The sequence below is a fragment of the Rickettsiales endosymbiont of Trichoplax sp. H2 genome (assembly GCF_009690945.1).
Classification (GTDB): domain Bacteria; phylum Pseudomonadota; class Alphaproteobacteria; order Rickettsiales; family Midichloriaceae; genus Aquirickettsia; species Aquirickettsia rohweri.
Genome location: NZ_NPHZ01000001.1, coordinates 375,919 through 391,521, shown reverse-complemented (window position 1 = coordinate 391,521; position 15,603 = coordinate 375,919).

The window sequence follows — 15,603 nt, the reverse complement described above, 5'->3', positions numbered from 1 at the left end:
AATATTTTAGCTTCTGCATTAAATTTATTTATAGCAAGTATAGTGAATACAGCTTCATTTATCTCTGTTCCGTCTAAATGTCCACAACCTGATAGTATTACTGCTATTTTTTTCATTTTGTTAATTTATAAAAACTAAGTTTAAAATATTTATAATGCTTATTGTAAAATAAGTATTATTTAGTTAAATTTTACTATGATAAATTAATATAATCAAGAAGGTAAAAAAAACAAAAAATTCGTTTTGATATATTATCAAATAAAGATAATGTTAGTAAGTTAGATTTTAATAATGATATACAAGTGCAAATTCTTAAAATTAATTATATTAAAACTATATTAGGAGTTATGTTAGTAATAGCAGATGACAATTATGTGTACATGCTAGATTTTATAGACGCAAAGAATTTAGGAAATAAAGTATTACAGTTATATACCAAGACAAACTCAATTATTAGTACAGGTACAAATAGAATAATTTTATCTATAGAGAAAGAACTTGCATTATATTTCCAGGGAAAGTTAAAAGTTTTTCAGACACCAGTTAAGTTGTTAGGTGGAAGATTTGAGAAGATGGTTTGGAGAAAGTTAAGAGATATACCATATGGAGAAACTAGAAGTTATTTAGAGCAAGCAAAAGGTTTAGGTTCTTTAAAAGGATTTAGAGCAGTTGGTAGAGTAAATAGTTATAATAAATTAGTCATAATATTACCATGTCATATAGTTATAAAATCAAATGGTGAATTAGGTGGTTATGGTGGTGGACTAAATAGAAAGCAAGTGCTAATTAATCATGAAGAAAAATTTCACAATATTTAAATATTAATAATTGATATTGTAATTGGCTGTTAAAACAATTTTCAAATGATGAATGTAGAAATAATTCCATTATGAAATTTTGGTTTAAAGTACGTAGAATGAGGAGGAAAAATTAAATTATTATTTATTAAATTTTTACCTAATATTGAAGGTATATATAATATTAATTGATTATTAGATGTATTATATGATATTTTTTATAACTTATTTTTAAAATTTATTTTATCTTTACTGAGGATATTATATATATCTTTTAGAAATCCCTTAGCTAAAACAATATCTTGAGAATTGAATTGGATAAGTTATTTTTATAAGAAACGGATAATAGAAAACAAATTTAAAGCACAAAATTTTTTAGGTCAACAAAATGAAGTAAACATATCACTGCTAATTTAAGTATTATGAAAAGCATTGGAATGCCTATAATAATTTGTATTGCTTTAAAAAGTATGAAAACAGCTAGATTGAATATTTATGTAACAAAATTGGTCCAATAAATAGGAAAACACTTACTAAGTATACATTGCATAATTTGGTTATATACTATAAATTTTTAAATAGAAACTTAAGAGCATAAAAGATTAATAATATACCTGTAATAATGGAAATTAGTTTATTGTATTTTTTAAACTTGCTTATCAAAATATGATTTGATGAAATAAAGACTAGGGAAAAAACCCATATTGCACCAATTGAACATATAATTATCCAGTATATTAAATTTAAGATAAGATAATGTTTATTATGAGTAGTTTGAGAAAAAATACTTAGAAAGAAGCTAAAAGCTAAAGGGTTGCATATTTCTACTAAAAGTCCTTTTAAAAAATATCCATATATTTTAATTTTTTTTGTGTATGCTAATTCTTTATTTAATTTATTATCAAAAATGAAAATATTTTTTATGCCAAATATAATAAATATTAAAGCACAAATTATCTTTAATATTTTAAAAAACAAATAATTTTTGTAAAAAATGTTACTAAAGATTATTGCAATACTTGACTGAATAGAAATGCCTAAAATGACCCCTAAACTTGTACTTAGACCAATAGTCCTTCCATATAATAATGTATTATTACATATAATTAAAAAAGATGGTCCTGGTTGTATTAATGCAATTATATATAATAAAATTGTACTAATTGACATCAAAATCTAAATTTTTTTAATTGTATTTAAAAGTTAGCATTAAGAGTTAAATATATCAATTACAACTTGGCAATTAAATAAATGTATAAATAGAAAAATTTGTTCTGGTGTTAAGTATGATTTAAAAGAATTTGATATTATTACTGTGGTTCTTAAATGTTAAAATATTATAAGTGCTGTATATACAGTCTCTTTTTTGTAAAAATTTTCTAATTTTGAATTAATTAAACTACTTTTTAATTAAATAATAATATAAATTTATTTCCTAATTTTTAATGTATTTTACGGACTTCAAATGATTTGAATTTGCCTTAACATATTAATTAACTATTTTATGTGGATTATATTTGGACAATATGGTTGAAGATAAAATAACTATAGTTTATTCTTATGTTTTTGAATACAAGTTTTAACTTTTCAATAATGCATTAATTAGTAAATTTATGTAAGATCATAGTTGACAAGATTAAATTAACAATTTAATTTTTATTACGTAACAAATTAAGAGATATAAAAACTATGGTTAATGAATTAGTAAAAAGGCTCAGTACTGGCAAGCATAAAGTAACAATAGGGAATAGAGAAGAACCTAATAGTGAAATAGAAGAAAGACTTACAGATATGAAGTACATACATGTAATGTTTCCAAATACTAAAGGCGGTACTGAACTTGGTATAAATGTAGATACTGAAAGCTGTGATTTAACAAAAGCAGATTTTAATAAAGGAAAAGGTAAAGTACACATAGAGGGAACAACGAATTTAAATTATTGTGATGTAAGGTGTATAGCTGATGTAGATTTAGAAAGTAGAAAGGGAGAAGGTTATTTAGTAGTGGCCAATAACTAATTATAAATTATATAAAAACAAAAATAGAAAAGGAGGTAAAAAATGTCGGAAGAACAAGAAGAATACATATGTTTAATAAATGAAGAAGAACAATATTCTTTATGGTTTGCGTGGAAGAAAATTCCATTAGGTTGGAAGCAAGTTGGTCCTAAGGGTAGTAAAGAAGAATGTTTAGAATATATAGAGAAAGTATGGACTGATATGAGACCTAAGAGTCTAAGAGAACAAATGGAAAAAGATGTTACAAATAATGATGAGCAGCCTAGAGTTTTAAATTAATTAAATTTAATCCTTTACTATAACCGATATTACCCCATTGTTAAATTTAGGTTCAAAGTATGTAGAGTGAGGAGGAAAAATTGTTTGTATATCCATTAATTTTTTTCCTATAATTCCTGGTATGTATAATATAAGTTTTTCATTATGCGAATCTTGTGTTTTTCCTTCTGGCGTATTGTTAAAATTTATTTTTCCATTACTTAACTTTATGTATACATCTTTTAAAAATTTTTTAATTACATTGATTTCTTGTGAACTTAGTTTTAGTAGTTTATTTTGATGAGATAACATCACATAGCTATTTTTTTCTGAGTGATTATTTGTAGGTGATAAATTATATTTATTGCTCAATTCCTTGATTACATTTTGACAAATATATTCATTAGTATAAAACCGTGTTATATTTTTTGATTGAACAAGATCTTTTGAAATAAAAAAACCATATGCGTTATTATTTTTGGAACATAAAGTTTTTAATGAAGAGATTCTATGATGTCCATCTATTATAAAAAATTGATTTAAACTTGAGAAATATAAATTAATTAACTTATCGTTAGGTAATTTCCAAAAATAATAGTTGTTATTTGAATCACTAATTTTCACATCATAATGAGCTTGCATTATTTGTGCGTAATAAGAATTTATTTCTATATTATTCTCATGACTTAGAATTAAAGGAGTAGTTAAAATATTAAACTTATTTAAATCATTTTGATACTCAAAAACTTTCTCTTTTATAGTTTCTTCATGTAATTTTAGCTTATTGCTATGTAAGTCATTAGTATTAATTTTAGCTATAATTCCCACATAAGAATAATTTAAGATTTCTTTTTTTACTAAATATATATGTTCATCGAAAGGTTGGAAAAAGAAGCCTTTTTTATATTGCTCTAATAAATATTTATTATAATTAACTGCTTTCTTTGTAAATAAAGATGCTTCATTTTTTATATACAGTTTCTTTTGATTGAATACAAAGCTATATTCTCTAGTATTAGGAAAAATAGCTTTAAAAGGTAAAAGCTTCATTTTTATATTAATAAAAATCTTTTATTATAATATTTTCCTGTTGTTTTTGTGCTTGCTCATATACAAACTTAGATAAAGCAATATCTAATATTCCTAGTCCCATAGGTGATACTATAATAGGTTTTATATCAAAATTTAAATTATTAACCAATAGCTCTCCAATAGTAGCATTTATAAAGTTAGTATGATTATACTTTTGTTGAGCTAAATGAGGACTAGTATTTGCATTCATTACATGCTCAATATCATCTACTATATTTGATGATTGTTCTATAATATCAGGAGCTATATCTCGTAAAGAAATATTAAGTAATACCGCATTTTTTTTAATTAAATTATATTTATCTACATATGGTGTTTTACCAGTGGTAGTAAAAATTAATAAATCAGACTCTTGTAGTAACTTATCTAATTTATTTTCTACTTTTATATTGGAGTGCAAGGTAAATTTCTTATTTTGTAGTTGAGAACTAAAATCTTCTGCATTTTTAGTTACTTTATCATATAAGATAATATTTTTGGCACTCCACTTTTGATTGGAAAGACATTTTATTATATTAAATGCTATTCTACCTGTTCCAACTACTCCTATAGTATTTACTTTTTTATTTTTTATTAAATGATCGGTAACTAATACTGCGGAATAAGCAGTCCTTACAGCACTAATTAAACTACCTTCGATACATGCTAAAGGATATCCTGTTTCGTAGTCATTCAATATAATAACTGCTGAAGCTCTATTTAAACCATTATTAATATTTTCTGGATTACTAGAGATCCATTTAATTCCAGCAATTTTATCTTTGTTAGCAATTAGTGCTGGTAGTGCTATTATTCTAGATAAAGGTTTATCAGGATACCAGATAAAATAACTTGGTGGATTGACTGTATCTTTATTATGATGAGCAATATATGTATCTTTTATTATGTCATATACAGCTTGATGATTATTATTAATAATTCCTTCAACTGATTTAGCTGTAATAACTGAAAAGTTTTGATTCATTTTTTACCTCATTAACTAATTGTGTATTATAATTTTTTTCTATCCAATTATAATCATATATTGTATTTATATATTTATCTCCAAAATCTGGAGATATAGTAACTACATTACTGTTTTTATTTATAATATGATTTTTGCTGAATTGTCTAATTGCTTCTATAACAGTGCCTGAAGAACCCCCTAAAAACAGGCCATATTTTTTTAGTAGATAATAACACATTCTTATGGTATCTGGCTCTTTTATTAAGATTGTATCGTAAATATTGTAATTATTAAATATTTCAGGTTTTCTACTTGTACCTAGTCCAGGAACTAAACGTTTAAATGATTTATGACCAAATGTAACTGAACCATATGCATCAACTGCAATAATTTTAGTATTAGGGGATTTTTCAGCAAAATATTTAGCACATCCAGTTAAAGTCCCAGTTGTACCTGCTCCTATAAATAAATAATCTATATTCTTTATCTGGTTAAAAATCTCTTTTGCTGTAGTTTCGTAATGAGATTCTGTATTAACTAAAGATGCATATTGATTAGTCCAAATAATATTGGGATCGTTTTTAGTAATTTCATTAATTTTATTTATTCTTGTGTTTAAATATCCTCCATTTTTATCTTTTTCTATGACCTTGATTAATTTAGCATCATAAATAGACATTAATTTTTCTGCATGAAGAGAAATATTAGGATCCACAACACATATAAAGTTGTATCCTTTTTGTTTGCAAATTATACTTAATGCGATTCCTAAATTACCAGATGATGATTCGATTATAGTATTCTTTTTAGGAGAAATATTATATTTTTTTTCTAAAGGTTCTATTAGTGCAGAAGCTGGTTTTATTTTAATAGAACCAGCAACATTTAATCCTTCTATTTTAATATAAAAGTTATTTATATTAAAAAAATCTACTGCTTCATAAAATATAGGGTTGGTCTTTATTTCTTCTATAGCTGTTACTATCATCAAAAGATTAAGTAATAATATTTGATAAAATTTCTATGCCTTTGCTAATGTCGTCTAATTTACAATGACTAAAATTAAATCTGGCACAATCATTAGCAATTTCTATATTGTCAATGACACAAAAATCACTACCAGGTATGAATAATATTTTTTTCTCAGATGCTTTATTGAATATTTCTTTTGCATAATTGTTATGAAATTTTATCCATAAACAAATACCGTTATTTGGTTTATATAAAGTTATCTTATCCTGTAAATTAGTATAAAAACTATTTATCATATGATCTCTTTTTCTTTTATATAAATTTCTAATGTTAATTAAGTGCGATTCAAATTTATTTTGTGCTAAAAATTCCAGTACTATTTTTTGTGATAATGTTTGAGTATTAATATCTAGTGATTCTTTTAGAATAGATAATTTATTTATCAAATGATATGGAATTACTATCCAACCAACTCTTAAAGATGGGGCTATTACTTTTGAGAATGAGCCTACATAGCATATATTATCATTATTATAAGCTTTCAAAGCGGGATAATTTTGTTCATAGTATAGTAAACCATAAGGGTCATCTTCAACTATTGGAATATTATATTGCAATGATAAATCTATTAATTGTTTTCTTTTTTCTATTGTTAAACTATTACCTAAAGGATTACTACCATCAGATACAATATAAATAAAACTAGGCTTTTTATTTGATAATCTTATTTGTTTTGTTAAGTCTTCTAAACTAATTCCATTATTATAGTTTGTTAATATTGGGATAAGGTTAATTCTTGATGCTTGAGCTGCTTGTATAAAGCCTGGATATGATAAATTTTCTACTAAAACATTATCTCCTTCATTACTTAATAATCTTGTTAATAGACTAATACCTTGTTGTGCACCACTAGTTATAAATATTTCATCTTCCTTACATTTTACTCCTCTTTTTTTCATTATTTTAGTGATATGAGTTTTTAGCAAGTGATTGGTAGGTGAATATTGTAAGTTATGCTGAGCAAACTTGAATGATGAACAAAATTCTGAAGGCAGGGTTGATTCATCTGGGAGTCCTAAAGCAAAGGAAATATACTGAGATAAATCTCCAACTTGTAAAGACCTTTGCATTGCAGATGGTGATAAATTTTTTGTCCAATCAGCAAATTGTATCATATTTCTTGATTAGATTTTTGTTGTTGTTCCATAGCTTTAAACAAAGCTGTAATATTGTTTTTACCAAAGTTTTTTGCTCCTTCTCTTTGTATAATTTCATAAAACAATGTAGGTCTTGTTTGTGTTGGTTTTGTAAATACTTGTAGAAGAAAGTTCTCATTTTCTTCATCAATAAGCACATTTAAGTTTTGTAACTGATTTAAGACTTTTTTATAATTCAATTTTATGTTTTGTGAAAGATTCTTATAGTAAGAATCTGGTACATCTAATAATTCAATACCATTATTTTTTAAGATTTGTAATGTATTAATTATATTAGTAGTTAGAAAGGCTACGTGTTGTACTCCTGGGGAACAGTTATATTTTAAAAACATATCAATCTGGGATGTTAGCTTCTTTTTTAGAGGTTTTACAAATACTAGTTTTATTTCATTATTTGGTAGACTCATTACTATTGAATCCATGCCAGTAAAATTTGTCTCAATTTTTTCCTTGTAAGACTGATAAAATCCAAATATATCTTTATAATAATTTCTCCAACAATCAAAATCATCCACTGCAATTGCCAAATGATCTATATGACTCATACTGATATTATTATCATGCATTTCTTCAATATATGTAGTATCTTTGTTAATTTTTTGGATTAAGGTATGTCTTGTATCTCCAAAAGCGCCAATTGTAGCTTTAATTATTTTTTCAGATTCAAATAATAAACATTCTTTTGGTTGTTCTAATATTTGGATCCCAAAATTATTTACATTATTCATTAATAGTTCTATATTATCAACTTCAAAAGCTATATCTTTAACTGCGTCTCCATGTATATTAATTTCTTTATTAATATTACTACTACTATTTTTAGAAGAAGTTAGTAATAAAAGAATATTTCCTAATTTTAGCAAAGACTGCTCAGTTTCAGATTTTTTATTGATGTTATGATAAATTTCTTTAAATCCGAATCCTTTTTTGTAATAAAATTTTGATTGTACTAAATTAGCTACATAAATTTCTATGTATTTTATATTAATCAACATATTTTACAATAAAAATAATAATTTTAATATTTTTATGCTATAGTTATTTTTTCATTTATTCAAACATAAAAAGTTAGTATATAGTAATTTATGGATAAAAAATTAATAAATAAAGTAGCTTTAGTGACAGGGGGAGTAAATGGTATAGGAAAGAGTATATCTGAGATATTTGCAAAAAATGGCTCTCAGGTAATAGTTATAGATATAGATGAAAATTATAATGGTAGTACATGTGATAAAAATATAGAGTACTTAAGATTCGATGTTAGTGTTGAAAACAATTGGATAAAAATAATAGATTACATACGAAAAAAATATAAAAAATTGAACATCTTAGTTAATAATGCTGCTACAAATGGATTTAAATATAATCAAGATCCAGAAAATATGTCTTTAGAGGTATGGGAACACATACATAGAATAAATCTTACTAGTATATTTTTGGGGTGTAAATACTCTATAAAAATTATGAAAGAAAATAATAAGAATTGTTCTATAATAAACATGGCGTCTAGGTCTGGTATTGTAGGTGTTCCTAATTTGTCCGCCTATGCTTCTAGCAAGGCAGCGATAAGAAATTATACTAAATCAGTAGCTCTGTATTGTGCTCAAAAAGAATATAATATTAGGTGTAATACCATTAGTGCTGCAGCTATTGATACAAGGATATGGGACCATATAAAGCAAAATAGAAATAAATTTAAATTATTTCTTGACTCATTACCATTAAAAAAAATGGGGGATGTTAAGGAAGTGGCACATGCTGCACTATACTTAGCATCAGATGCATCATTATATTCAACTGCTTCTGAAATAATTATTGATGGTGGTATATTATCAACAGGTATAGGGCTGCCGAGATAAGAACATTTCAATAGTTTTATTTAAATAAATTCTATAAGTATCACAGCTATTATTTTATTGTATTTTGAGTAATTTTTAATGGAGCAAAAAATATTTAACAGGACACTTGATGGATATAATGCTATTTGTTCTTCCGTAAATTTTTGGGTTTTTATAAAACCTCTTTTTTGTTATTTATACTTCTTTTTTGAGATTTTTATGATTATTTTCTGTCTCTTTTTTTTGGTAGCAGATCAAGTATTTTTATAAAAAAATAACACTATATATAAGTTAAAATTATTAATTGTAAGAAAATATTAAAAATTATATGATAATTCTGTATTTAAATTTTAACATTCAGTAGCATAAAATCAACACTTCAGCAATAATTAACTTAGAAATTTTATATATAAATTTCTATAATCTTTTATAAATACTACTTTTATTGACAAATAACTCTTCATAGGTTCCATCTTTTATAATCTTTCCATGCTCAAATACTAATACTCTATCCATTCCTAATAATGTAGATAGCCGGTGTGCTATTACTATTGATGTTTTTCCTTTCATTAATTCTTTTAGTGACTCTTGAATTTTATTCTCTGTTTCTAAGTCTAACTGTGATGTTGCTTCATCTAATATTACTATCGGAGCATTTTTTAGTATTGCTCTTGCTATTACTATCCTTTGTCGTTGACCACCAGATAATTTGCCCCCTCTTTCTCCTATTAAGGATTTATATCCATATGGTAATTTTTTAATAAATTCATGAGCATGGGCTTTTTTTGCTGCCTCTATAATTTCATACTCACTTGCATTTAGATTACCATATCCTATATTCTCTTCAATTGTGCGATGAAATAGTAAAGATTCCTGTGGAATTATGCTAATGGCAGCACGTAGTGAATCTTGTGTTACTTTTTTAATATTTTGTCCATCAATTAAAATTTCTCCTGATGTTACATCAAATAATCGTAATATTAAATTGCTAAATGTTGTTTTTCCACCTCCTGAATGTCCTACCAAACTTACCTTTTGTCCTCCTTTAATTATAATAGATTTATTTTTAAACAATTCTGTCGTTCCCTTATAATTAAATTGTACATTGCTAAATTCAATTTCTCCCTTTGTTAGTACTAATTTTGTTGCATCTGGTTTATCTTGTACCTCCTTGGGCAATTCTAGTATTTTTAATGCTTGGTTAACTGTACCGCAATTTATAATAAACTCTTGTAAATTATATGATAAATTATATAGATTTGTGAAAAGGGTAAAATTTAACATAAAAACTAATGCAAAATCTCCTGGACTGATTATTCCTTCTCGGTGTAGGTATATTAAACCAATCAAAAATCCAATAGTATATATAGATACTATAACACCTTGTATTACATAAAACTTCATTAAAAAATATCCTTGCTGCTCTGCTTTTGATATAAATATTTGGCTTATATTGCTTAATTTACTATTTTCCCAACTACTCATTACAAAACACTTCACATTAAGTATATTGCTTAAATAATCTGATAAATGTCCCCATATCTTAGATCTTGTTTCCGCAAATTCGCTTGTTATTGGCCGAACTTTTTTTATACCAAAATACGTAATGATAAAAAATATAGACATCCATATAAGCATTACCACTACAAATAATATATGTACTTGTGCCAAAAAAATGAGTGTGATTAGTGTAGAAAATACAATATATATGAATTGATATATTACTGTACCTATAATCGTTGGTATTAGATTAAACACATCTTGCGCTTTAGCCAAAATTGTTCCTGATGTATGATTTTGAAAAAAGCTATATGCATATTGATCAATATTATCTATAAATCTTGACACTATATAGGATTGAAATTTAAATAAATACTTTATAGAGCACCAATCTCTTGCTGCAGATATATAAACCATTAAAAATTGAAGGCAGGAATAAATTATCACTAGCAATAAGAGATTACTTGCATTCGGACTTATTGTAGTATCAATTAGCAATTTAATAAGATAAGGACGTACATTCGTATCTATTGCTATAATACAAATGATAAAGATCATACATCCTAAATGGAGTCGATATGGGCGTGTTGATTCTAATATAAATTTCCAAACTCTCATAGTGTATATTCTATTTAATCTATTTTTAAGAAATACTTCTTGTTTCTTTTTTGATTCAACATTTGCTTTAAGATTACGTTCTGCTTTTTATTAAGGTTAAGTGTCTTAATACTCTTTGATATATACTAAACTTCTCTCTTTTATTATCACTATATCATTTAATTTATTCATTATTTTCTACTTAAATTAGTCACTATATTAAATATTATTTATACTAAGTGATATCTGTAAAATATTTAAATTTTTCGTCATCTAACTCACAAATACTCATAATAGCTATATTGTCTACACTGTTTTAGAGTTAGCACTTTATCAAGAATTATATCTAATTTTTAACTCAATTTGTAAGCTTAATAAAGATAAGTTTACTACTTACACTAGTATCTATTTTTTTTAGTTCATCCATTCTGTTTTGAGAAATTACTGGATGGGTTTTCTAGTAGTTTTGATACCAAATTTTTCGTATCCATAGCGTACATTTATAGTTTATATAAGTGCTAAGCTTAAAAATAATTTTTCTAATTTGCAAGTACTCTTTTAGATATTTTGATTTATAGTACATATATTGGTATTGGTAAATAAATTGTGATCTGCATTCATATTTAAAGCAAAAATCTCATTTCCTAAAGAGCATTGTTCTTCTTTTAATGATGCATAATTTACAGCTGAAGAAGATTCCATTAATTCTAATGTTTTATTTTCTATATGTAATTCAGCATCATAAAAATTTAAACTATCCGATATATGATGATCTATGCAAATAACTAAAGTATTAGTGTATTTTAAACTATTTTTTATAAATAATTGTAGTTCGGGGATTTCTTTTTGGTGTAGTCCTGTAAATGGTTCATCTAAAAGAAGTATTTTAGCTTTTTTCATCAATGCAGAAACCAATAATACTTTTTTCTTTTGTCCTCCACTTAGGACATTGCTCCATTCTTTTTTGAACATGAGAAATTCTTCAATGTTACATGTATTTTTAATGTCATCACTTCCACTGCAAAGCTTTAGTTTTTCAAGTATACTGAAGACTTCATAGTATATTTGTTCTTTTTTATCTAAATCTATACGTTTAGGATAATAAATTGCTTCTAAAAGCGTTACATTTATTGGAAAGAAATCTCTTTGAGACATTAATACTATATCTTTTGTATGATTTAATCCGTTTGGATATTTTATTATACCATTTGCTGTTATTCCATTATACATTATGCCTTTTATTTTAGATAACAAACTACTTTTTCCTGAACCTGAATCTCCTGTTAATGCATAATATCTACCTGATTTTAACACTAATTCTTCAATATGCAATAATTCTACATCACCTATTGTTATATGTAAATTTTCTAATATCATTTCATCTCTTGTATTCTCTATTTGTTGTAACTTTTTATCATGAACAACATCAATGTTATTAATTTTATTTATAAAAATATTGAGTTTTTCTATTGAACTACTTACTTCTTCAACTGTTCCAGCATTTTTTCCTCTCCAACTCATCAATGAAGATATACTTTCAGATGCAATCCAGACCTTTAACTGGAGACCTGTGTTCAATTCTTCTATGCGAACTTTATATCCTATCGAAAAAATGCTTACTATAACATCAGTATATTTTTGAATATTTCTCCATGTATCATGAATATATTCAACCATTAATTTCCTTGTTTTTGTAGCTTTGATTTCATTGTTTACTTCTTTTAGTACAATTTGGCTATATACAAACCCATCTCTTTCTACAACCGTCTCCACATTTCTTATATCGTGTTTTGTAATAATATTTCTTTTAGTTTCAAGCTCTCTTATTTCATTGTTATATGATATTTCCCATTTTGAAAGATACTCAGATATATATTGTGTGTAAGAATAATATATTTGGTAAAGTATTATTAAGTCTTGTGTATTATATTGATACATTAAATATTGACTATATACACTTTGTGCAACCCCATTAAAAAAGCTTTTTCTTAATCCTTCTCCACTATCTGATATAGTGGTTATATCTTTATTTAAATTATCGATTAATACTTCTGCATCTTCTTGTTGTAAAATCTTCTGTGGAATTTCACCTATTAGCCATTTTTGACTTACTGAATCATATAATAAATTCTGAGATGCAAAACTAAAATATGACTCAATAGGAGCAATGAATGCTTGTTTAATTATCACTAGATATGGTATGGAAATTAATATACTACATGAAGCAATTTTAAAATTACTCCATACAATATCATTTTTTAACTGTCCATAAAATCCCTCCATTTGTTTTTGAACACTACCTACGAATCTAAAATATAAAAATTGTTCTGCTATCATAAAACCAGACGTAGACAATACTTGTTTTTCTAACATATCAATGTAGACTTCTTTTGTTCCTAATTTTTCATATATTACACTTATATCTTTTTGAAGTTCTAATACAGTAATAGTGCTCTCTACTTCCTCTTTATAAGTGGATATTATTAAACTGGTTACAGCTGCAATGCCTTCTAAAAGATACGGTGATGATTTTTCTTTAAGTAAACACAAGATATGAGAGAAAGGGCTTATTATTAAATCATATATTCTTCCTTGTTCAAAGTGATTTAGTAAAGCAATTATAATACCTGACTTAGAGCTATCATTTATAAAATCACTAATAAATAATCCTGTTTTTATCTTAAGCAAATGTGTAATTGAAGCAAATGATATAGCAGTAGAAATATAATGTTTATTATATATATCATAGTATATGATCATTTCTTCTGAAGCACCTAATGCTATCCCAGCTAATACACCTTTCCAGCCAAATACATATCCTACCTGTAATGCTGTTTGTGTTGGTTTGATAATCTTATCTAGATATTGGTTATATTCACTAATTGCAAGTTGAGAAAATACAAAGCTTAATATTCCTCCTATACATCTTACTCCCCAAGAATTAGTAAGGGTTGCAAATGAACTTAGTCCCTGTATTATTGGGGATAAATAACGACCATTTGTCAAATTATAACTTACTAAAACTTCATCTATGATACCTGTTGCACCTCCTAGAAAAGCTCCAGGTAAACCAAACCCAACTGCCCCTGCAACTGAGTTTGCTATAGGTACAAATAAAAAATCATAGTCGCTTGCCATATCATATATAGACGTTTCTGTCTTTGAAAATAGAGATTTTTTTTCCATATTTTTCACCTTATTGATTGGTTATAACTAATTTTACTAATCCAGTTTTTATCTATCAATGTGGTATTTCAATATATTTACTAAGATATAGAGCAAACAATTACGTATATTAAGCTCTTTCCAAGCAGTATATTAAATTTTACTTATAACTTGATTACTATTATAAACAAAAACTGGTTACTGTAAAATAAAAATAGTTATAGACAATTAAGATTAACAAATTATTCTATTTGATGGTGTCACACTTTGTACAAGGTGCGTAAAGTTTATGTGTTTAATTTGCAATTAAAGCTAAAAAGTATTAATTATTTATCTTTATTTTGCAATACTAAGAATTATAATCTGAATTTGACTTATATAAAAAGCTGTGTACAATAAAATTATCAAGTATATAATATATATTATCTAGAAAGTTTTAAAGGGGTAGAAGTTTAATGTTATCTAGAGTATTAGAACCAGAAATAATGGACACAGAAGAAGACGCGGCTGAATATGATTCAATTCCAAATGACGATGTAAATGCAGAATTTGTAGAAGAAACGCTTAATTTAGCATCAATTAATGCAATTAAGCTAGTTGATCTTGGTTCTGGACCTGCTCATATTCCTATATTGTTTGCGTTAAAAAGACCTCAGCTTATAATAACTGCTGTAGAATTAGCCGAAGAAATGATTGTAATAGCACAGCAAAATATTAAAAATGCTAATGTAGAAGATAGAATTATAATAAGAAAACAAGATATTAAACATACAATGCTAACAGAAAAAAGTTTTGATATTGTTATATCAAATAGCTGTATCCATCATATGCATAATCCTATAGAATTATTTGCTGAAGCTAAACGATTAGTAAGCAACGGAGGGGTTATTTATTTTAAGGATCTCTTAAGGCCAAAAAGCTTGGTTGAGCTTGAGCATTTAGTTAGTCAATATGCATATGATGCCAGTGATTATCAAAGAGTATTATTTAGAAATTCTCTTCATGCTGCTTTAACATTAGATGAAGTAAAAGTAAGTGCTGAAGCTGCAGGGCTTTCAAATGCTAGCATTAAGCAAACTTCTGATCGTCATTGGTCATTATGTTATATAAAATAAAAAGAGTTAACCTTTTATGAATGTTGATTCAAGAAAAACAAGAATCTTTAAATTCTATAACCGATAAGTGTCTAAGGAGGATTGTTT